This is a genomic window from Corynebacterium sp. (genome assembly GCF_052107835.1).
In the GTDB taxonomy this organism is placed as follows: Bacteria; Actinomycetota; Actinomycetes; order Mycobacteriales; family Mycobacteriaceae; genus Corynebacterium.
In genome coordinates, this window is sequence record NZ_JBQEDF010000003.1 from 83,159 (window position 1) to 104,774 (window position 21,616).

A 21,616-nucleotide genomic window follows, 5' to 3' on the forward strand; every position below is an offset into this window, starting at 1 on the left:
CAGATGCGTCCTGACCTGTCCGATTACACCCACTTCTCCGCGGGGAAGGTCCGGGAGATCTACGAGATCGACGGGGATACGCTGCTCATGGTGGCCACCGACCGTATCTCGGCCTACGACTTCATCCTGGACTCCCCGATCCCGGACAAGGGCCGCGTCCTCACCGCGATGAGCGACTTCTTCTTCGATGCCCTCGACTTCCCGAACCACCTGGCGGGTACGGCGGATGACGGGCGCATCCCCGAGAGCGTGCTGGGGCGGGCACAGGTCTGCCGCAAGCTGGAGATGCTCCCGTTCGAGTGCGTGGTGCGCGGGTACCTGACCGGATCCGGGCTCAAGGAGTACCGGGGGAACGGTGCGGTGTGCGGGGTCGCTCTGCCGGAGGGGCTCACCGAGGCGTCACAGCTGCCCGAGCCGATCTTCACCCCGGCGACGAAGGCGGAGATCGGTGACCACGACGAGAACGTCCCCTTCGAGCGCGTTGTCCGTGACCTGGGTAAGGAGCAGGCGGAGGAGCTGCGCGACGCGTCCATCGCCATCTACACCCAGGCCGCGGGGATTGCCGCGGAGCACGGGATCATCCTCGCCGACACGAAGTTCGAGTTCGGGCTCGACGAGGACGGCAACCTCGTCCTCGGGGACGAGGTCCTGACCCCGGACTCGTCACGCTACTGGCCGGCGGACTCCTACGAGGTGGGCAAGGTCCAGCCGAGCTTCGACAAGCAGTACGTGCGCAACTGGCTGACCGGCCCGAAGTCCGGCTGGGACAAGGACGCCGGGACACCTCCGCCGGAGCTGCCCGGCCAGATCGTCGAGGCCACCCGGGAGCGCTACGTGGAGGCCTACGAGCGGATCTCCGGGAACCGTTTCGCCGACTGGATCGGCAGCTGCTCCGGCATCTGAGAGTCCGCGCTACGATCGTGAGCCATGCATGTTGAACCCCCGGTAGCGAAGAAGCACCCGATCACCCGCAGTTTCCACGGCCGCGAGGTCGTTGACGACTACGAGTGGCTGCGGGACAAGGACAACTCCGAGGTGCTGGCCCACCTCACCGCGGAGAACGCCTACACCGATGCGCACACCGCGGATATCAAGCCGCTGGAGGACGCGGTCTTCACCGAGGTGAAGTCCCGTATCCAGGAGACCGACCTCTCGGTGCCGGTCCGCTCGGGGGCCTGGTGGTACTTCTCCCGGACCCACGAGGGCCGGAGCTATGTCTCGATGTGCCGCATCCCGGTCGATGAGTCGGATCCGTGGACCCCGCCGGAGATCGTCGCCGGGGAACCCGCGGCCCGCGAGGAGGTCATGCTGGACTGCAACGTCCTGGCGGAGGGCAAGGAGTTCTTCAGCCTGGGGGCCGCGAGCGTCACGCTGGATGGCACCCTGCTGGCCTACTCTGTGGACACCGTCGGTGACGAGCGGTTCACCCTGCGGGTCAGGGACCTGGTCAACGGCGTGCTGCTGGATGACCGGCTCGACAACATCGCCTACGGCGCCACCTGGGTCGGCGACGAGTACCTCTTCTACCAGCGGGTGGATGAGGCGTGGCGTCCCCACGAGATCTGGCGTCACCGTATCGGCACGCCCGAGGGCGAGGACGTGTGCGTGTTCCGGGAGGACGACGAGCACTACTGGACCGGTGTGGGGGTGACCCGGTCCGAGCGGTTCCTGCTCGTGTCGACGGCGTCGAAGACCACCGCGGAGACCTGGTACCTGGATCTGGCCGGCGACCCGGAAGACGAGCTGACCTGCATCAGGCCGCGAGAGAAGGATGTCCAGTACGACGTTGACCATGTGGTTGTGGGCGGCGAGGACGCCTGGCTGGTGGTCCGCGAGGAGCTGGAGGGTCTGCCGAACGGCGAGGTGGGCCGTGCGCCTGTGGGGCCGATCGCGTCGTTCGGCAGCGGTTCGTCCTACGAGGTCGTCGTGCCGCACCGTGAGGACGTCCGCGTCGAGGGCGTGGACTGCTTCGCCGACCACCTGGTGCTCGCCACCCGGGAGAACGCCATTGAGAAGCTCGCTCTGATGGACGTGGGGGACGGCTGGGGCGAGTTCGAACGCATCGATTTCGACGAGGAGATCTACTCGGCCGGCACCGTCGGCAACTCCGAGTGGGAGTCGCCGGTGCTGCGGTTCAGCTACACCAGCTACGTGACCCCGGCGCAGGTGTGGGAGATCGACCTGTCGACCGGGGAACGGCTGCTGCGCAAGGAGCAGACCGTGCTGGGGGACTTCGACCGCTCGCGCTACACCGCCTCGCGGCGCTGGGTGGAGGCCGGCGACGGGGCACGGATCCCGGTGTCGCTGATCCGCCGGACGGATGTGCCGCTGGAGCAGGTCAACCCCGTGCTGCTCTACGGGTACGGCTCCTACGAGGCGTCCATGGACCCGTACTTCTCGGTGTTCCGGCTGTCCATGCTGGACCGCGGCGTGGTTTACGTGGTCGCGCACGTCCGTGGCGGCGGGGAGATGGGCCGCAACTGGTACGAGCAGGGCAAGGAACTGCAGAAGAAGAACACCTTCACCGACTTCATCGCGGTGGCGGACGACCTGATCGCCGCGGGGCTGACGACCCCGGACCGGATGGTGGCCGAGGGCGGATCCGCAGGCGGGCTGCTGATGGGCGCGGTGGCGAACATGGCTCCGGACCGGTTCGCCGGTATCGAGGCGGTGGTTCCGTTCGTGGACCCGCTGACCTCGATCCTGATGCCGGAGCTCCCACTGACCGTGACTGAGTGGGAGGAGTGGGGCGATCCGTACCACGACCCGGAGGTCTACGACTACATGGCGGAGTACGCGCCGTACGAGAACGTGGGTGCCCAGGCGTACCCGCCGATCCTGGCGGTCAGCGGCCTGAACGACACCCGCGTGCTGTACGTGGAGCCCACGAAATGGATCGCGAAGCTGCGCGAGGTCGCCGGTGGCGTCGGGGAGAACGGTTCGCAGGGGCATTTCCTGCTGAAGACGGACATGGCCTCCGGGCACGGCGGGGTGTCCGGACGCTACGAGAAGTGGCGCCAGGCGGCCTTCGAGACCGCCTGGGAACTCGACCGGATGGGTGCGACGGAGTTGCTGTAGGCCCCGGTTGACGTGAACGGCGCTAACCCCGTTCGGGTGAATGCCGAATACCCGTAAACGGGGGCGGCGTTGCGCTGACCAGCACCATTGTGTTTTGGGTGATGTAGCTAACAGGCGTAATTTGCTTTTGCATGACTCATCCACACACCCCTCGTGTGACGACCGCCACAAGCGGCTCCACACCCCCGAAGAAGAAGAGCTCGAAAGCGAGCCACTGGCTCTACATCAGTGTCATCATCGCCGTCGTTGCCGGCGTCATCTTCGGCGTCGTGGCACCGGACGCCGCCATTAAGGTGAAGTTCCTCGGTGACATGTTCATTGACCTAATCGTCATGGTCATCCCCGTGGTCATCTTCTGCACCATCGTCATCGGCATCGGCCATGTCCGTGAGGCGGCCACCGTCGGGAAGGCGGGCGGACTGGCGCTGGTCTACTTCATCATCATGTCCACCTTCGCCCTGTTCATCGGGCTGGTCGTCGGAAACATCATCGAACCCGGCGGTAACCTGCACATCAGCAACGACACGAGCGGTGTCGACGACATCCTCGACGACGCGGAGGAGGGTGGCGCGGACGGGGTCGCCGGCTTCGTGCAGGAGATCATTCCCGACACCCTCGTTTCGGCGTTGACCGGAGGGTCGATCCTCCAGGCACTGTTCGTGGCGCTGCTGGTCGGCTTTGTCCTGCAGTCGATGCCCAACAAGGTCGCCGGCCCCTGCCTGTACGGCATCGAACTGCTGCAGAAGGTCGTCTTCAAGATCATGTCGTGGATCCTGTGGATGGCACCGGTGGGGGCCTTCGGCGCGATGGCCGCGCTGATCGCCGATTCCGGGGCGAAGGCGATTCTGGACCTGCTGACCCTGATGGTCGCCTTCTGGATCACCTGTGCACTGTTCATCGTCATCGTGCTCGGGTCGATGCTCAAACTCGTGACGGGACTCAACATCTTCAAGATGCTGCGGTACCTCGGACAGGAGTACCTGCTCATCGTCGGTACCTCGTCCTCGGAGTCGGCGCTGCCACAGTTGATGCAGAAGATGGAGTTCGCCGGCGTCGACAAGCCGACGGTCGGCATCGTGGTTCCCACGGGCTACTCCTTCAACCTGGACGGAACGGCGATCTACCTCACGATGGCCGCCATCTTCATCTCCGATGCGATGCACATCCCGATGAACATCGGTGAGCAGGTCGGGATGCTCGTGTTCATGATCATCGCCTCCAAGGGCGCCGCCGGGGTGTCCGGCGCGGGGCTCGCGACGCTGGCGGTGGGACTGCAGGCACAGCGCCCGGACCTGCTCGCCGGGGTCAGCACCATTCAGGGCATCGACAAGTTCATGTCCGAGGCGAGGTCGTTGACCAACTACACGGGCAATGCCGTGGCGACCTTCCTGGTCGGGAAGTGGACGAACTCGCTGGACATTGACCAGGCCCGGGCCGTGCTCGACCAGAAGGTGCACTTCGAGTACACCGCGGACGATGACGACGCCCCTGTTGAGCCGGTGGGGGCGAACCCGCAGCCCGCGGTGCAGGATCCCCAGACGGATGTATGGAAGCCGTAGTTCGCGCCGTCCGGCCCACGCGGTAAGGTTGTGCGGGTAAGCAAGCACCGGCGAACGCAGCTAACCGAAGCGATCACAAGAGGAATCCCGTGGCCCGAGTCGTAGTCAATGTCATGCCCAAGGCGGAGATCCTGGACCCCCAGGGCCAGGCCGTCGTCCGAGCACTGGGACGCATCGGCGTCACAGGCGTCAGCGATGTCCGCCAGGGCAAGCGCTTCGAGCTGGAGGTCGACGACAGCGTCACCTCCGGGGACCTCGACCGGGTTGCCTCGACCCTGCTCGCCAACACCGTGATCGAGGACTACGAGGTCCTCTCCGTCGAGGTCGCCGAGTGAGCGCGCGTATCGGGGTCATCACCTTCCCCGGCACCCTCGATGACGTGGACGCCGCCCGCGCCGTGCGGATCGCCGGCGCCGAGGCCGTCGAGCTGTGGCACGCCGACGCCGACCTGAAGGACGTGGACGCCGTCGTCGTACCCGGTGGGTTCTCCTACGGCGACTACCTGCGCTCCGGGGCGATCGCCGCCCAGGCGCCCGTGGTGCGGTCCGTGGTGGAGAAGGCGCAGGACGGACTGCCCGTGCTGGGCATCTGCAACGGCTTCCAGATCCTCACCGAGTCCGGGTTGCTGCCCGGTGCCCTGACCCGGAACCAGGGCCTGCACTTCCACTGCGTGGACACCTACCTTGAGGTCGTCAACGCCGATACCGCGTGGACGTCGGTGTTCAACCCGGGCCAGCGGATCCTGGTCCCGTCCAAGCACGGGGAGGGGCGTTTCCAGGCGTCGGCCGAGACCGTGGCCGAGCTCGAGGCGGAGGGCCGGGTGGTCTTCCGCTACACCGACAACTTCAACGGCTCCGCCAACGGCATCGCCGGGGTGAGTTCCGCGAACGGCCGCGTGGTCGGCCTGATGCCGCACCCGGAGCACGCCGTGGAAACACTGACCGGGCCGTCGCTGGACGGCCTGGAACTGTTCCTGTCCGCCGTCGGTTCTGTCGCCGCCTGATCCCGGATAGTAGGAAACAATCATGTCTGTCATCAACGACACCGTCGCCAACGCGGCCACGACCCCCGACCTCGACCAGCCCTGGGCGGAGCTCGGCCTGAAGCCGGACGAGTACCAGCGCATCCGGGACATCCTGGGACGCCGCCCCACCGCCGCCGAGCTCGCCATGTACTCGGTGATGTGGTCGGAGCACTGCTCCTACAAGTCCTCCAAGGTCCACCTGCGCTACTTCGGTGAGACCACCACCGAGGAAATGCAGTCCAAGATGCTCGCCGGCATCGGTGAGAACGCCGGGGTCATCGACATCGGCGACGGCAACGCCGTCACCTTCAAGGTCGAGTCGCACAACCACCCGTCCTACGTGGAGCCCTACCAGGGTGCCGCGACCGGTGTCGGCGGCATCGTCCGCGACATCATGGCCATGGGTGCCCGCCCCGTCGCCGTGATGGACCAGCTGCGTTTCGGCGCGGCGGACGCCCCCGACACCCAGCGCGTGCTGCCCGGCGTGGTCGCCGGCGTCGGTGGCTACGGCAACAGCCTCGGCCTGCCGAACCTGGGCGGCGAGACCGTCTTCGACGCGTCCTACGCCGGTAACCCCCTGGTCAACGCCCTGTGTGTGGGAACGCTCAAGTCGGATGACCTCAAGCTCGCCTTCGCCTCCGGTGTCGGCAACCGCGTGATTCTCTTCGGCTCCCGTACCGGCCTCGACGGCATCGGCGGTGTCTCCGTGCTGGCATCCGACACCTTCGAGGAGGGGGCTGAGCGCAAGCTGCCTGCCGTGCAGGTCGGCGACCCCTTCGCCGAGAAGGTGCTCATCGAGTGCTGCCTCGACCTCTACAACGCCGGCGTGGTCGTCGGCATCCAGGACCTCGGCGGCGCCGGGCTCTCCTGCGCCACCTCCGAACTGGCCGCCGCCGGTGACGGTGGCATGCACATCAACCTGGACAACGTGCACCTGCGCGCCGAGAACATGTCCGCCGCGGACATCCTCTCCTCGGAGTCGCAGGAGCGCATGATGGCCGTCGTGACCCCCGACAACGTCGACGCTTTCATGGCGGTCTGCGACAAGTGGGAGGTCATCGCCTCCGACCTGGGTGAGGTCACCGACGGCGACCACCTGGTCATCGAGCACCAGGGTGAGGTCGTGGTCGATGCGGACGCTGCCACCATGGCTGACGAGGGCCCAGTCTACGAGCGTCCCTACGCTAAGCCCGAGACGCAGGACGCGCTGAACGAGACACCGGAGCTGGCCCGTCCTGCCAGCGTCGACGCCGTGAAGCAGACCGTGCTTGACCTGGCTGCGTCCCCCGCGCTGTGCTCGCGTGCCTACATCACCGAGCAGTACGACCGCTATGTCCGCGGCAATACCGTGCTGGCGAAGAACGCCGACTCCGGTGTGCTGCGCATCGACGAGGAGACCGGACGCGGCATCGCCGTAGCCACCGACGCCTCTGGCCGCTACACCAAGTTGGACCCCAACACCGGTGCCCGCCTGGCGCTGGCCGAGGCCTACCGCAATGTGTCCGTCACCGGTGCGACCCCGGTTGCGCTCTCCAACTGCCTGAACTTCGGCTCCCCGGAGGACCCGGGCGTGATGTGGCAGTTCCGCGAGGCCGTGCACGGCCTGGCCGACGGTGCCGCTGAACTGGGTATCCCGGTGACCGGTGGCAACGTGTCCTTCTACAACCAGACCGGTACCGAGGCGATCCTGCCGACTCCGGTGATCGCCACCCTGGGCACCATCGACAACGTGGCGACCCGCATCCCGACCATCCCGGCCGCCGGTACCTACGAGTTGCTGCTCGTCGGTGCGGAGACCGCCGACGAGCTTGGTGGGTCGATCTGGCAGCAGGTCGCGCACAGCACCCTGGCCGGGCTGCCGCCGAGCGTGGACCTGGCGGCGGAGAAGAAGCTGGGTGCTGCACTGTCTGAGCTCCGTGGCATCGTGGCGTCCGCCCATGACCTGTCCGAGGGAGGGCTGTCGCAGGCCCTCGTGGAGTTCGCGGTGCAGGCCGGGGCGTCGGTGTCCGTCGACCCGGCTGCCGCGCTCGCTCCGTCCGCCGTGTCGGGCGACGCGGTGGTGGACGTGTTCACCGCGCTGTTCTCCGAGACCGCGACGCGAGTCCTGGTGGCCGTTGATTCCACTCGGGTGGACGAGGCGTCCACCACCTTCGCCGGGCACGGTATTCCGGTGTCCCGCCTCGGACACGCGACCGTCGGTGAGCAGAGTGGCTCCATCGACGTGACCACGTCCGGCGCGTCCTTCTCACTACCCGTCGCTGATGCACGCGGGGCCTGGGAAGGGACGCTGCCGCGGTTGTTCAGCCATGCGGTCGGGGCGAATTCGGCCCTGGAGTGAGATTCACGGGGTAAGGTTCGGTGGCAAAAGTTCCCTGGAGTCAGGAAGGACGTTGTCGCCGATGTCCCACTACGACCTCTACGTTTCGCTGGGACTGGACCGCTCCGCTCCTACGTCCGCTCTCGCACAGCAGCTTGACGAGCGGATTGAGTGGGCGAGATCCGCGGATCCCGCGCAGCTCGATGAACTCTCCACGGCCCGGGCCGTCCTGGGTACGGATGCTGTCCGACAGGACCATGATCGTTGGCTCTCCGTTCCACCGGGGCCGGACAATCCTGAGCTGACCGTGGATGTGCTCCGGCAGATGGCCGCGAATGCGTCACTGCCACCGCCACAGCAGCCGCCGTATCCGGCGCCGAAGAAGGCGGGGAAGGTGGGCGTCCTACCTGTGGCGGCGATGGTGATCGCCGGTCTCGCGGTCGGGGTGGGCATCGGGTTCGGGGCGTCCGCCGTAATCGGGGCAGACGATGGGGAGGCGGAGGGGGAGACCACCGAGGTGGAGGACGAAGACCAGGGGCGTGGATTCTCTGAGTCGGATCTTGAGGCTGCCGAGGGAATTGTCGAGGACATGCTCGAGCAGGACTCTCCGGAAGGTCTGGCATCCTGGGCGGAGGAGCACCTCGACGACCGCGCCGCCGACCGGATCCTCGACTTCTTCGCGATCGACGGGACAGATCCCGAAGATTTCCGCGAGATGGGTTCCTACATCGGTGAGGACGAACTTGGGGTGGGGGAAGCCACAGCTTTCAGTGCGATGCTGCTCTCGCGGGCGGGGGATGAGGAAAGACCTCTGGAGGATCTTGTGATGGAAATGGCTGAACCGGAGGGGTACACAACGGAGGAACTCATGAGTTCATTGTCGGTGCCGGTGCTGGATCCTGAGGACAGGGTCCTGGGAGTCATCGGCTTGACCGAGGTGGACGGGGACTACCGCGTGATCGATGTGGCGACCTACCCGCTCGCCGGGGATCTGCACGGCGGATTGGATGGTGATGACTAGGAGCGTGGGTCAGTAGTTGCGAACGGACCCCTGCCCAGAGAACTGGGACGACCGTGCCCACTCACCGAATCCAGACCAAGACGACCAGCAGACCATGCCCGGACCCCGCACGGGGCCTGACTACCCAGTAGCCCCGGCCACCGCCGACCCCGAGGACCTGAACGACAGCAACTTCAACAGGTTGTGCACCCCACAGATCAACTTCCACTCCGCCGCCGCGGCCGCCAACCCCCGCAACAACACATGCTTGCCCTGCCTGGTGGCAATCTGACCGAACACCGGCTCCACAACCGACTTCCTCTTCCGGTACACCGCCTGGCCTTTCTTCGTGCGCAGCCTCCGGCCCATCAACTCCCTGCCCGTCGCCCCGGCCGGTACCGGACCACACGGGGTGTCCGGAAGCGTCTCACCGTGTTTCACCCGCCCGGTCGCCACGAAGAATTCGGTACCCAACTCGCCGTAGACCCGCTCAACCTGCGCAGCCCAGCGCAGGTTCTCGGCCGAGCAGTACCCCGCATCCGCCAGCACCTCACCAGGGACCAATCTGCTATCACCACCGGCCCCGTTGCCAGCTGCAGCATCGGCGAAGACCTGCGAGAGCACCGGAACGAACGTCCGCGAATCCGCGGCATTGTTGTCCAACTCGGTCGCGACGATCACCTGGTGATCACCATCGACCACGGTCGCGGCGTTGAAGGAGTAGTCGAACCCACCATGGGCCTGCTTCATGATCCTGGACTCCGGATCAGTGAAGTTGCGCTGCGCGCGGCCTTTCGGCGTCGCCTTCTCGGCGGCGTCCTGACCGGTGTCGGCGACTGTCGCCTCGTCATCACCACGGTCACGCGCCCGGGCCTCGGCCTTATCACGGGCAGCGTCGGCGGTTTCTCGTTCGATCTGGGCTTTTGCCGCCCGGATCTTGGCCAACCGGCCTTTCTTCGTCGCCAACTCATCGGGCAGCTTGTCACCATGGGCGTCGCCCAGGGCCTTGTCTTCGATCGTGTCGGTGTCTTCAGCATCGACGAGCATGCCATTGACGAGTCCCTGAAGTTCGTCGACGTCGCCGGACAGTGACTGCTCGGTAGTCACCAGCCGGTCGTAGCTCATCGCTTTGCGCCGCGAGGCATCGGCGGTGACCTTCGTGCCGTCCAAAGCGATCGTGCCCAGGCTGACCATTCCCGCCGCCCGGCACAACTGCAGTACCTGGGTGAACACCCCGGCCAGGGCGTGCAGGTGCCGGCGGCGGAAGCGGGAGAACGCGCGGAAATCCGGGTGGTTGCCCGCCGCCAGCCAGCGGAAGGTGACCATGTCGGTGCACGCGGTTTCCAGTTTCCGTGAGGAGCGGACTGCGGTGGTGTAGCCGTAGATCAGGATCCGCACCATCATCCGCGAGTCGTACGGGGGTCGGCCTTTGGTGGCGGTGTAGGCGGCGTAGAACTCGGTGAGGTCCAACTCGTTGTCGACGACCTCGGCGATCATGCGGGCGGGGTGCTCGGCCGGTAGCCAGTCGTCGAGGGCTTCGGGCATCAGGGTGACCTGGTGCGGATCAAAAGGGGCGAAGCGTTTGTCCACCGGTGCCGAGCGAACATCCTCGGCAGGGGTGTGGGCCAGGATGTCGGCGGGGAACAGGCCGTCGTCGTGATCGGGGCCGGTGGACTTAGAAGCGCTCATGGGTATTATTGTCCCATGTCAACGCTTGTTTCGGTAGTGGATCCGGGGTGTTTCACGGTGGATCTGGCTACCGATTAAAGACCCACGCTCCTAGTTCGGAGCCCGATATCGACATCGGCAGGTGAGGATCTTTCCCCGATACTCTCAAGGGTAAGAGTAAGTACTTGCTAAGCTCCCACTTGTCTTCAGTGATGGGCGGCATGACACCGTCCGACGTTTCAGGAGAGTAGAAGGCTACATGGCACACTATGACATCTACCGGTCCCTGGGGCTGGACCGTAACGCATCGGGGGCGGATCTGGCCCGCGAGCTGGACAGTCGCCTGTCGGCGACGCCGCCCGGGGATGCCGCGGCCGTCGAGGAACTGACGACGGCCCGGTCAATCCTCGGCGACGGGGGACGGCGATCCCTCTACGACCAGCGTCTCGACGACCCGAACGCCCCGGAGATTGATGTGGACTCGCTCCGGGAGCTCGCGGCGCTGGATCTGGGTGGTCCCGGCAGTGCTGCTCCAGGTGGGGGCGTCCCGTCCTCCGACGCTGCCCCGGGGAAGGGACAGGAGTTCGGGAGGCAGGCCGGGCAGTTCGCCCGCCAAGCCGGAAGCACGTCGGCCGCGGCTGGTAAGCAGGTTAAGGATTCCTTCACGCAGTCCAAGGGTTTGGCGATCGGGCTGACCGCGTTGGTGACCGCGGTGGTCGTCCTCCTCGGGGGCTGGGGAATGGGGAAACTGCTCGGCGGGGACGGCCAGCCGGACTTCTCCGATGCGCAGGGCACCGTGGACGACATGCTTGAGCAGGACGATGTCGACGAACTGCGTGACTGGTTGCAGGACAATTCCCTGCATGAGATGAGGGATGACGTCATCTCCTCCCTGAATGCCAGTGAGGGCGGTTCGTTCAACGGCATGGACGCCGTTTTCGACGGCAGTGGTCTGGAGGCGGGCGTGGGCATGTCCCTCGAGCAGATGGCTATGACGGCCAACACTCCCGTTGATTCGATCCTCGAGGACGCGCAGGACGACGGAGTGTCGCGTGAGGAAGCGGAGTCAGTCGTCATGGTCGGGGTCAGGGACGGCGACGGGGACTACAAGGGGAATGTCACTCTCGCGGAACGCGACGGCGACTACAGCATCGTCCAGGTTTCCCCGTACTAGGAAAGAAGGGTAAGGACTCATGGCACACTACGACATCTACCGGTCCCTCGGACTGGACCGGAGCTCCCCGACCGGTGACCTGGCCAGCGAACTCGACAGGCGCATCGCGTCTGTTCCGCAGGACGACCCCGCGGCGAGGGAGGAACTGACCGTCGCCCGGTCGATCCTCGGCGACGACGGCCGTCGTTCCCTCTACGACCAGCGGATCGGGGATCCGGATGCCCCCGACATCGACATCGACTCCCTCCGGCAACTGGCATCCCTGAATCCGGGAGGTGACGGTCAGGCCGCTGCTGCGCAACCCGCCGGAGGTGGTAAAGGTCAGCAGTTCCAACGGCATGCGGTCCGGGAGGTCCGCACGTCGTTCAAGCAGTCCAGGGGACTGGCGATCGGGGTGACCGCGGTGGCTACGGCCCTGGTTGTCGGTGTCGCCGGTTGGGCGTTCGGACTGTTCGGCGGAGGCGACGAGTACAAGGACGCCAGGGATACTGTCGGTGACCTGCTCGACAATGACAGCGAGGACGATCTTCGCTCCTGGGTTCAGGACAACTCGACCTACCAGGACCGGGACAGTGTGATCTCCGCACTCCAGCTCGATGGCGACGGTTCCTTCAACGGCTTGGATGCCCTGTTCGGCGGCAGCGATCTGACGGCGTCGGACGTAGTCACCACAGAACAGCTCCGGATGAGCACGCCCGAGTGGAACGAAGACGACTGGTACGAGGACCTCGAGGACGAGGGCTACACCCGGGACGAGATCGACAGCATGCTCCTTGTGGGGGTCTCCGACCAGGAGGACAGCGTCAAGGGGGCCGTCCTTCTGATCGAGCGGGACGGTGACTACCAGGTGACCGACGTCAACACGCTCTGAGACCGCCGCCGGTCAGTTCATCGGGTACTGGCTCTCGTCCCGCAGAGGCTCGATGAGCGGCATCGGACGGTACTTCGTCCGTAGCTCACGCAGCGTCGCCGCATGCTGCTCCAGCCGCTTGTCCTCCGGGGTCGTCGGGGTGAACTTGCGGGCGAGCAGCGGATTACCGTCGATGTCCGTGGCGATGTAGGACATCGAGGCGTGGATCGCCACCGGCAGGTTGCCGGTGCCCTCGCGCGGATCACCGGCGCGCAGGTGAACCGACACGGACATGCTGCGCGCATCCGTCCTGATGATCCGGGCCTCCGCCTCGACCAGGTCGCCGATGTGCACGGGACGGTAGAAACGGAAACCGCCGGCGTACACCGCCACCGTCCGCTCGCCCGTCCACGCTGACGTGCAGGCGGATGCGGCCTCGTCGATCCACTCCATGGCGGTGCCGCCGTGGACGTTGCCGCCCCAGTTCACGTCCGTGGGTTTCGCCATGAAGCGGTGCGTCATCCTCGGTGCGGTGGTGGCTGCGGGGTCGGAGGAGTAGCTCTGCTTCAGCATCTCCTCCTCGATCGCCTTGCGCAGCTGCACGCGGGACAGGGCGGCCTCCCGGATCCGGTTCCCGCTCTCCGTCTCCGGTTCGAAGTGGGGGACCTGCTGTGACTTCCGGTTCTCGTCCATCGCCACGAAGATGACGAGGCAGTCGCATGCGCGGGTGAACACGCCCTCGCGCGGGTCCGCGGACAGGACCTCGTTGACGATGTGCATCGAGGAACGGCCGGTGTAGACGATCCTGGACCGCACCTCAACCACGTGTCCGGACGGGATCGGCCGGGTGAAGTGGATGTGGCCCACGTAGGCGGTCACGCAGTACGCGCCGGACCAGCCCACGGCACACGCGTAGGCTCCCTTGTCGATCCATTCCAGGACGCGACCGCCATGGACGCCGCGGGCGCCCTGCATCAACACGTCGGTGGGTGCGGCCATGAAGCGGAGCGTCGTCTCCGGATGCAGCGTTCTTCCCTGGTCTGCTGCCTCTGCCCCTGATACTGGCACGATCTCCCTTTCCGTCGTCTGGTGATGGTTCTCATCCTACAGGCCCTAATATGGCGGCATGACGGACAGCAGCCCAGATCCCGCCGCCCTGCGTACGGCCTTCCTCGATGTATGGCCGTGGGTGGTTGATCCGGACGCCACCGACCGCCCGTCCCGCCGGGCCGTCGCCACGGCCGTGCGGCTGAGTGTGGCCCAGCTGGGGGAGGACGCACCAGGTCACAGCGTTGAGGTCCGCGTCCCGCCCTTCGCTGCGGTGCAGTGCGTCGAGGGCTCGGTGCACCGCCGTGGGACGCCGCCGAATGTGGTGCAGTGCGATGCCCTGACGTGGCTCAGACTGGCCGGGGGGGTGATCGACCTCGATGGTGCAGTCGCTGCAGGTGCCGAGGTCTCCGGGGCGCATGCGGGGGATGTGTCCCACTGGCTGCCGGTAATTGCGGTGTCGGGTGGTGGTGCCAGGTAAGGTGGGGTCGGTTGATTTCTTGCACGGAAGTGCACCACCACAAGGCACATGAAGGCAGAGGACTGTGACTGACCTGACCGACACACCCGACAACTCAACGGGCGCCAGCTACGCCGCCGCCGGCGTGGATATCGAGGCCGGCGACCGTGCCATCGAGTTGTTCGCGCCGCTGGCGAAGAAGGCGACCCGCCCCGAGGTCCGTGGTGGGCTCGGCGGATTCGCCGGGCTGTTCGCCCTCGGGGAGTACGAGAAGCCTCTGCTGGCCGCCGGTTCCGACGGTGTCGGCACGAAGATCGCGGTGGCGCAGGCGATGGACAAGCACGACACCATCGGCCGTGACCTGGTCGCCATGGTCGTCGACGACCTGGTGGTCTGCGGTGCAGAGCCGCTGTTCCTGCAGGACTACATCGCCATCGGCAAGGTTGTCCCCGAGCATGTCGCCGACATCGTCTCCGGCATCGCCGAAGGCTGCGTCGATGCCGGCTGCGCCCTGCTCGGCGGCGAGACCGCGGAGCACCCGGGAATGATGGAGCCCGGCGAGTACGACGTCTCCGCCACCGCCGTCGGCGTGGTCGAGGAAGCGAAGGTGCTCGGGCCCGACCGCGTCCGGAACGGCGACGTGGTCATCGGCATGGCCAGCTCCGGCCTGCACTCCAACGGGTACAGCCTTGCCCGCCACGTCCTGCTGGAGAAGGCCGGCCTGGAACTGGACGGCCACATCGACGACTTCGGACGCACCCTCGGCGAGGAACTGCTGGAGCCGACCCGCATCTACGCCCTGGACTGTCTGTCACTGGCCGCGGAATGCGACGTGCACACCTACTCGCACGTCACCGGCGGCGGACTGGCCGCCAACCTGGCACGGGTCATCCCCGAGGGCCTCGTCGCCGAACTGAACCGCGGAACGTGGGAGCCGGGCGCGGTCTTCCGCACCATCGCCCAGCTGGGCAAGGTCTCCCGCGAGGAGATGGAGAAGACCTTCAACATGGGGGTCGGCATGGTCGCCGTCGTCGGGGAGGACGACGCGGAGCGCGCCCTGGCCATGCTCACCGCCCGCCACGTCGACTGCTGGACGCTGGGGCATGTCCGGCTCGGCGCTGAGGACGGGTCGGAGAACGCCCCGGGGGACCGTGCCGTGCTCGTGGGGGAGCATCCCGGGCACTGAGCCTGACCACTGTCCCTGACCGACCAGTGGAAGTCCTACCGGTGTTCGGGGGATTGAACTCGGAAAACCCCAGGTCGCGGAAAGTCCTACCCCCAAAAAACTGGTAGGACTTCTGGCGACGCGGTTCCGTGGCCGGGCACTGAAGGCTGCAGGGGAGGCGGATACGAAAAACCGGTGACCATGCAGGGAAACCTGCGTGGTCACCGGTTCTCCGGCGTAGAACAGTGGGGACGGGGGCTCAGCGCCCCTCGTCCTCCTCGGCGCTCCAGTCGTCCCACTCCTCGTAGTCACTCTCGTCGGAGTTCCCACTCTCGGTGGACAGCTCTCGCTGGAGACTCTCGAGATCCATGTCAGGAGAGCTGTACTTGAGCTGACGTGCAACCTTGGTTTGCTTTGCCTTGGCACGGCCGCGACCCATGGCCTGACCCCCTCGGGTTGTCTGTCGAGCGGCCAGGGATTTGAGCCGCTCGTGCGTATTTCGGTGTTCCTTTTCTGCCCCCACCATAGCGGGTGTGCGCGCACTTGTCAGACACAGCCCCACCCGGGAACGCCCGGAAATGCCGTCAGTGCAGGTCAGATGGGATCAAATCTTCCCCTTAAGCTTGTTCACCGCCGCACGTCCCGGGCGCACCGAGGTGTCGACGTGAATATCGTCCGGGTCGACGGAGACGTCGATGCCGTCCACGGTCAGTGGCGGCACCTCCGCCGCGGTCGCCAGTTTCTCCACCACCTGGCGTTTCACTAGCGCCAGTGCCACCGGTCCGAAGTCGGCGTCCTGCACCGTGCGGCCTATCCTGCCCACGGTGCGGCCCCCTGCGGTCACCGGCGTGCCGGGCTCCGGAGTCCGCTGGACGGAACCGTCCAGCTGCAGGACCACCAGTTGCCGGGGCGGGCGGCCCAGGTTGTGGACCCGGGAGACGGTCTCCTGACCCCGGTAGCACCCCTTGTTCAGGTGCACGGCGGACGTGGTGGGGATGTCGTCCGCGCGGGCGAGCTGGGTGGCTCCGTCGGCCCCCGGAACGTCCTCACCGATGTAGGCGGAGACCTCGTGCGGGATGAGTTTGTCGTCGGTGTCGACCCCGAGTTCCGGCCACCGGTCGCGGATCCGCAGGGCGTCCTCCGCCCATCCGCCCGTGGGCCGCGCGCCATCGGCGACCACGGCGTCCCACAGGCCGGTCACGCGGTCGCGCGGGATCCAGAGGTCGGTGACCGGACGCCCGCCCAGGGTGCGGGTGGACCAGTACTGCACGCTCTCCCCGAAGGGGGAGGACGTCCCGGCCCGGCCCGGTTCCGTCGTGGCGGTGTCGTGCAGGGCATGCGGGTTGACCAGGCTGAGCCGGGTTAGCTCCGGGGTGTCCACCTCCACCTGCGACCAGAAGACCATTTTGTTCAGGAAGTCCTGCAGTGCGCTGCCGTCACCGGGGACGTCGAGCAGGAACGTGTTCTCCTGCACGGCGGCGATGCCGAAGATGTGCTCCACGCGGCCCTGGGCGTCCAGCAGCAGGCCGTGGGACGCCGACCCGGGGGCCATGGCGTCAACCTTCTGGGAGATGAACCCGTTGAGCCAGGTTGCGGCCTCCGGGCCGGACACCCGCAGTGCGGTGTGGTCCCACCCGTCGATGACCCCGGGTTCCCCCTCGTCGACCCGGGACTGCTCGACCAGCGGCGCGCCGTAGTGGCGTGCCGTGGTGAAACCGGTCCCGGAACCGTCCTCGGTGCTGGCCCCGGGGACATGGTCCACCAGCGGGCTGCACGAGTGTTGCAGGTCTTGCGTATCACTCACAGTCCCCACCCTAGCCCCACCCGTGCCCGCGTGTCAGCCGGACCGCCGTCCTAGACTGGTCGACCATGAGTGATTCCACCGCCATAGTCGTCGACGTCCACCCCGCGGGAGACAGTGCTCCCGAGCAGGTCGACGGGTCTGTCCCCGTCATCCACATCGACGATGCCGCTGCCCGCCGCGGCGACGGAATCTTCGAGACCCTGATGGTCCGCGACGGCCGGGTGCGCAACCTGGAACTGCACCTGGAGCGTTTTGTGCGCGGTGCCCGCCTCCTTGATCTGCCGGAGCCGGACGTGGACCGGTGGCTGTCCGCCGTCGGGCTGGCCCTGGACGCCTGGGCCACCGCCGGTGGAGGGGAGGCGTCCCTGCGGTTCCTGTACTCGCGCGGACGGGAGGCCACCGGGCTGTCCACCGGGTGGGTGACCCTGTCGCCTGAGCCGGCGTCGGCCCTGCGTGACAGGTCGGAGGGGGTGCGGGTGATGTCCGCCCACCGTGGATTCAGCCTGAGTATCGAGGACGATTCCCCCTGGGCGCTCGTCGGCGCGAAGACACTGTCCTACGCGATGAACATGGCGGCCCTGCGGTACGCGAAGTCCCAGGGGCTGGACGACGTGATCTTCATCGGCGACGGTGACGGAGGTGGCCGGGTCCTCGAGGGGCCCACCTCCACTGTCGTGGCGGTCACCGGGCGGCGGATGGTCACCCCGGTGCAGCAGGCCGGCGTGCTGCCGGGCACCACCCAGGCGTCCCTGTTCCGGCTCGCCGCCGAGCGGGGCTGGGAGACCGGTGAGGAGGAACTCACCGTCGACGACCTGAGAGCCGCGGACGGGGTCTGGCTGGTGTCGTCGGTGCGGATCCACGCGCGCGTCACCGAGCTCGACGGTGCGGAACTGCCGCGTCCCGGGGTCGCCGACGAGGTCGAGGCGCTCGCCGTGGAGGCGGCGACCCGGTAGTCGACCGGTGGTCAGCCGATCACGCGGGAGAGCTCCGCGGACATCCACGGGGTGAGTTCGCCGCCGTCGGCCGGCATACGCTCGTCGACCCAGCCGAGGTTGTTGTTCGGCATCAGGCCGTACAGGCGCTTGCCCGGCCCGAAGGACGCCGGACCGGTCTCCGTGGCCAGGGTGGAGGCGCTCTCCAGTTCCCAGGCACGCTCGGTGCGGGGACGCCCGTACATCACCTCGACCACGCCGTCACTGTGGACGGTGAGGAACTCGATGTCGTCCTTCTCGCTGATGCGGACGAAGCCGGTTTCGCGACGGTCCTGTCCGACCGCCTCCCCCTCTTCGTCGAGCCGCCAGATCCGGGAACTGTAGCTCAGGTAGTTCTCGCCGTCGTGGGCGAAGATGATCTGCTGCCCGAAGGCGTAGTCGGCGTCGCCGTTGGTGGGGGAGGCGTGCCCCTCGCCGCGCCATGCGCCGACCAGGGGCAGCAGGCCCAGCAGGCCGTCGTGCAGGTTAGGGCCCTGGCGCAGGTTGGCGGTGTCCTCGGCGACGGGCAGGTCGCCGAGGGCGGGGATGTTGCGTCCTGCGGTCTGCTTCGCCTGTTCCTCCGCCCGGGAGACGGCCTCGTTTCCGCTGATACCGGTGTTCGCGCTGTTCTCGCTTGTCATGCCCGACAGCATACCGGTGCGGTCGTGGCGGCTGCGTCACAGTCCGGGCTGCTCGTCCTCGCCCAGGGGGCCGGACTGCGGCGCCAGGTCGGTCACGCTGACGGTCGTGTAGTTCTGTTCCGCCTCGATGAACAGCGATCCGCCCGAGCTGTACACGCGGCGGGGCTTGCTGTGCAGGGGCAGGGACGTCCCCGGCATCTCCAGGGTGAACGCGTCCATCACCTTCTCCCGGGTATCCGCCGGGAGGTCGTCGGGGTCCGTGCCGTCGGGCGTGTCGGTGATCTCGACCGGGGTGAGGTAGACGTCGCCCTCCCACACCCGCAGGCGCATGGACACCTCGTACTCCCCGTCGGCGCCGGACCTGAGGCCCTCGGGGGTCCCGGACAGGAAGGCCTTCGTCTCCCATCCGCCGGTGGGCGAGGAGTCGTCCTGCGACCGCAGTGCGAGGTCGGGAATGCCGAACTTCTCGCCGAGTTCCACGGTGTCCATCTGGATGCGGGTGAACACCTCGCGGGCGGGGGCGTCGGTGAAGGTCCCGGACAGGACAGCGTCCCGGTCGAGGGTGATCTCCGTCGCCGAGGAGGACATGGTGACCCTGCCGAACCCGGGGACCTCGACGTCACGGGCGTCGACGTGGATGGAGGGGACCTCGTGGGTGAACACCGCGGCGAGGTAGGGCATGCCGGTCACCACAACGTCCGGCGGGTTCGCCAGGTGGGAGTCCTCGTGGATCCGCTCCGAGATCCTCTTCTCGACCCGCGCGGCGACCAGACTGTCGGCCACCACCGCGACCCCGGCGAGGACGGCGATGACGACGACCACGGTCAACAGGATGCGTCCGGCGCGGCTGAGGCGGCGCCTCCCGGATTTCTCCACGGGGACGGCGGCGGCGGGGGCGGCGGGCTTGTCGGGCACCGTCCCAGCATACAAAGCAACCCCGGTTTCGTTATGTTACGAGTTCGTTTCGTCCCTGTTGCGGTAACCTGTCGGTGTGATTGCGCAGGTCCGGCAAGTGTATTGTGGGCATGTCACCGGGTCGGGTCACGCCCGGCGCACTCCCCCGAAGGAAGGACGACGGCCGTGAAACTGACCGTGCTCTCTGACAAAGACGATGTTTCAGAGGTGCTTCCGTCGCTGGCTCTGCTGTCCCATGAGGTCATCCTGCTCCCTCCGGCGGCCGGGTCCGTCAAGGAGGTGGGGGACGCCGAGGTCGTGATGATCGACGTCACGGGATCGAATCTGCTGGGAGCCCGCGACCTGTGCCGTTCCGTCGCCGCGGCACACCCCACGCTGCCGGTGTCCGTCGCCATCGAGGAGACCAGCGTGATCGCACTGGACGGCTCCTGGGCCGTCGACGATTTCCTGCTGCCGTCGGCGACACCCACCGAGGTGGACGCCCGGCTGCGGATGCTGATGACCCGCCGTCCCGTCCCCGTCGAGGAGGCGGAGGACAGCCAGGTCGCGTCGATCGGTGCGCTGATAGTGGACGAGGTCACCTACGTCGCCCGCGTCGAGGGCCGCCCGCTGGACCTGACCTACAAGGAGTTCGAGCTCCTGTACTTCCTCGTCAAGCACGCCGGGCGTGTCTTCAGCCGTGAGCAGCTCCTGCAGGATGTGTGGGGCTACGACTACTTCGGCGGGACGCGCACCGTGGACGTCCACGTCCGGCGTCTCCGGGCGAAACTGGGCCAGGACTACGAGAAGGTCATCGCCACGGTGCGTAACGTGGGGTACAAGGCCGTGGAGATAGACAGCGAAGCCCACGTGCACTGACCAGGCGCGACAGAGCAGGAGAAGGCCATGGAAAACACCCAGGACGCCCTCGTATACCGCGAGCTCAACCCGGCGGACGGAGGTGCCGGTCCGGCCCTTGAGCTGTTGCGCACCGTGGCCGAGGCCGATGGTGTGGAGGCGTACAGCGAAGCGTTCCTGCGCAGTCTGGAGGGGACCTCCGGCTACCGGCACCTCGTCGCGGAGACCGTTGGGGGTGACGACGGGGGGAGTGTTGTCGGTCTTCTGAGCGTCAACCCGTCCAATGTCTCCGAGATCGCCGTGCGCCCCGACGTCCGCAGGCGGGGTATCGCCACCGGGCTGCTGCGGGAGATGGGGCGGATGCTCGACGGTGAGCAGCAGCTCAGCGTATGGTCCCACGGTGCCCTCGACGAGGCGGAGGGCTTCGCCGGGAACCGTGGGGCGAGGACCGTCCGTGAACTGCTGAAGATGTCGGTGGACTGCTCCACGGGGTCGGAGGGCGGCCGTGCGCGCCGGGAGGAGATGCTCACGGGCCGTGACGGGGCGGCCACGACCGTCACCGAGACGGGTCTGCGCGTCATGGACTTCACCGAGTCCCGTGAGGCCTTCGGCGCGGACACCGTCGACGATGAGTGGCTGCGGGTCAACAACGAGTCCTTCGCCTGGCACCCGGAACAGGGCGGCTGGGACCTCGGACGACTGCGCTCCGCGCGGGACGTCGACTGGTTCGACCCGGCAGGCCTGCTGTTCCTCTGGGGAGGGGACGAACTGCTCGGTTTCCACTGGACGAAGCGTCCCGAGGGGGACACCCACGGGGAGGTGTACGTGGTCTGCCTCGCCGACGCCGCCCGCGGCAGGGGACTGGGGACGCCGTTGACCATCCTCGGGATCGGCTACCTGCTGGACGGCGGCGCCGAGGCGGTGGACCTCTACGTCGAGGGCGACAACGTCCCGGCGGTCGCGACCTACCGCAAACTCGGCTTCGAGATCGTCCACCGCGACGTGGTCTACCGGGGGATTCTCTAGCTCCCGGCAGTATTCACTTTCCGTTCACTTTTGCGGTGCCTGTCGTCCACCAATGCCCGTTAACGTTCGCGGTTGTCGAA

General features: G+C 67.1%; 20 protein-coding genes. 14 read left to right on the forward strand and 6 right to left on the reverse strand.

Features of this window, described 5'->3' with window-relative positions; translation table 11 throughout:
* Positions 1-3 precede the first annotated feature (3 nt).
* From ACTIL2_RS01395 to ACTIL2_RS01425, 7 genes are all read left to right on the forward strand, one after another.
* Complete coding sequence (locus tag ACTIL2_RS01395; RefSeq protein WP_442335681.1) at positions 4-903, forward strand: phosphoribosylaminoimidazolesuccinocarboxamide synthase; 900 nt, start codon at positions 4-6, stop codon at positions 901-903.
* A 24-nt stretch (positions 904-927) separates the two neighbouring features.
* Positions 928-3,078 (forward strand): S9 family peptidase, encoded by a 2,151-nt coding sequence (locus tag ACTIL2_RS01400; RefSeq protein ID WP_442335655.1) that lies wholly within the window; start codon positions 928-930, stop codon positions 3,076-3,078.
* A gap of 131 nt (positions 3,079-3,209) precedes the next feature.
* On the forward strand, positions 3,210-4,637 hold the full coding sequence (locus tag ACTIL2_RS01405) for a cation:dicarboxylate symporter family transporter (protein WP_442335656.1): 1,428 nt from the start codon (positions 3,210-3,212) through the stop codon (positions 4,635-4,637).
* An 89-nt stretch (positions 4,638-4,726) separates the two neighbouring features.
* Entirely contained in the window at positions 4,727-4,972 is a 246-nt protein-coding gene (purS, locus tag ACTIL2_RS01410; protein ID WP_442335657.1) for a phosphoribosylformylglycinamidine synthase subunit PurS, read from the forward strand.
* Complete coding sequence (gene purQ, locus ACTIL2_RS01415; protein WP_442335658.1) at positions 4,969-5,640, forward strand: phosphoribosylformylglycinamidine synthase subunit PurQ; 672 nt, start codon at positions 4,969-4,971, stop codon at positions 5,638-5,640. Before purS ends, purQ begins: the two co-directional genes overlap by 4 nt.
* Before the next feature lie 22 nt (positions 5,641-5,662).
* Positions 5,663-7,999 carry a phosphoribosylformylglycinamidine synthase subunit PurL gene (purL, locus tag ACTIL2_RS01420; RefSeq protein ID WP_442335659.1) on the forward strand — a complete coding sequence of 779 codons (2,337 nt, stop codon included), beginning with the start codon at positions 5,663-5,665 and terminating at the stop codon, positions 7,997-7,999.
* A 61-nt stretch (positions 8,000-8,060) separates the two neighbouring features.
* Positions 8,061-8,999 carry a hypothetical protein gene (locus tag ACTIL2_RS01425; protein WP_442335660.1) on the forward strand — a complete coding sequence of 313 codons (939 nt, stop codon included), beginning with the start codon at positions 8,061-8,063 and terminating at the stop codon, positions 8,997-8,999.
* 120 nt (positions 9,000-9,119) lie between these two features.
* Here ACTIL2_RS01425 and ACTIL2_RS01430 read toward each other — a convergent pair whose 3' ends face one another.
* Positions 9,120-10,568: a transposase gene (locus ACTIL2_RS01430; protein WP_442335682.1), complete on the reverse strand. Its 1,449-nt coding sequence runs from the start codon at positions 10,566-10,568 to the stop codon at positions 9,120-9,122.
* A gap of 337 nt (positions 10,569-10,905) precedes the next feature.
* Here ACTIL2_RS01430 and ACTIL2_RS01435 point away from each other — a divergent pair, with 337 nt between their 5' ends.
* On the forward strand, positions 10,906-11,820 hold the full coding sequence (locus tag ACTIL2_RS01435; RefSeq protein ID WP_442335661.1) for a hypothetical protein: 915 nt from the start codon (positions 10,906-10,908) through the stop codon (positions 11,818-11,820).
* A 19-nt stretch (positions 11,821-11,839) separates the two neighbouring features.
* Positions 11,840-12,691 carry a hypothetical protein gene (locus ACTIL2_RS01440; RefSeq protein WP_442335662.1) on the forward strand — a complete coding sequence of 284 codons (852 nt, stop codon included), beginning with the start codon at positions 11,840-11,842 and terminating at the stop codon, positions 12,689-12,691.
* Between the two features lie 12 nt (positions 12,692-12,703).
* Here ACTIL2_RS01440 and ACTIL2_RS01445 read toward each other — a convergent pair whose 3' ends face one another.
* Positions 12,704-13,669: an acyl-CoA thioesterase gene (locus ACTIL2_RS01445; protein WP_442335663.1), complete on the reverse strand. Its 966-nt coding sequence runs from the start codon at positions 13,667-13,669 to the stop codon at positions 12,704-12,706.
* A 127-nt stretch (positions 13,670-13,796) separates the two neighbouring features.
* Between ACTIL2_RS01445 and ACTIL2_RS01450 the strand changes: the two genes are divergently transcribed.
* Both ACTIL2_RS01450 and purM read left to right on the forward strand, forming a co-directional pair.
* Complete coding sequence (locus tag ACTIL2_RS01450; RefSeq protein WP_442335664.1) at positions 13,797-14,198, forward strand: sterol carrier family protein; 402 nt, start codon at positions 13,797-13,799, stop codon at positions 14,196-14,198.
* A 73-nt stretch (positions 14,199-14,271) separates the two neighbouring features.
* On the forward strand, positions 14,272-15,363 hold the full coding sequence (purM, locus tag ACTIL2_RS01455; protein WP_442335683.1) for a phosphoribosylformylglycinamidine cyclo-ligase: 1,092 nt from the start codon (positions 14,272-14,274) through the stop codon (positions 15,361-15,363).
* Between the two features lie 238 nt (positions 15,364-15,601).
* Here purM and ACTIL2_RS01460 read toward each other — a convergent pair whose 3' ends face one another.
* A complete protein-coding gene (locus ACTIL2_RS01460; RefSeq protein ID WP_442335665.1) occupies positions 15,602-15,781 on the reverse strand; it encodes a DUF3073 domain-containing protein in 180 nt (59 codons plus the stop codon).
* 165 nt (positions 15,782-15,946) lie between these two features.
* On the reverse strand, positions 15,947-17,146 hold the full coding sequence (ygfZ, locus tag ACTIL2_RS01465) for a CAF17-like 4Fe-4S cluster assembly/insertion protein YgfZ (protein ID WP_442335666.1): 1,200 nt from the start codon (positions 17,144-17,146) through the stop codon (positions 15,947-15,949).
* A gap of 65 nt (positions 17,147-17,211) precedes the next feature.
* Here ygfZ and ACTIL2_RS01470 point away from each other — a divergent pair, with 65 nt between their 5' ends.
* Positions 17,212-18,099, forward strand: coding sequence for an aminodeoxychorismate lyase (locus ACTIL2_RS01470; protein WP_442335667.1), 888 nt, complete (start codon positions 17,212-17,214; stop codon positions 18,097-18,099).
* 11 nt (positions 18,100-18,110) lie between these two features.
* Here the strand turns inward: ACTIL2_RS01470 and ACTIL2_RS01475 are convergent, their stop codons facing one another.
* The gene (locus tag ACTIL2_RS01475; RefSeq protein WP_442335668.1) at positions 18,111-18,758 is read right to left on the reverse strand and encodes an FABP family protein; all 648 of its coding nucleotides are present in this window, start codon (positions 18,756-18,758) and stop codon (positions 18,111-18,113) included.
* Positions 18,759-18,794: 36 nt separating this feature from the next.
* Positions 18,795-19,673 carry an LmeA family phospholipid-binding protein gene (locus tag ACTIL2_RS01480; protein WP_442335669.1) on the reverse strand — a complete coding sequence of 293 codons (879 nt, stop codon included), beginning with the start codon at positions 19,671-19,673 and terminating at the stop codon, positions 18,795-18,797.
* Between the two features lie 165 nt (positions 19,674-19,838).
* Here ACTIL2_RS01480 and ACTIL2_RS01485 point away from each other — a divergent pair, with 165 nt between their 5' ends.
* The gene (locus tag ACTIL2_RS01485) at positions 19,839-20,531 is read left to right on the forward strand and encodes a winged helix-turn-helix domain-containing protein (protein WP_442335670.1); all 693 of its coding nucleotides are present in this window, start codon (positions 19,839-19,841) and stop codon (positions 20,529-20,531) included.
* 27 nt (positions 20,532-20,558) lie between these two features.
* Complete coding sequence (mshD, locus tag ACTIL2_RS01490; RefSeq protein ID WP_442335671.1) at positions 20,559-21,536, forward strand: mycothiol synthase; 978 nt, start codon at positions 20,559-20,561, stop codon at positions 21,534-21,536.
* The last annotated feature ends 80 nt before the right edge of the window (positions 21,537-21,616 follow it).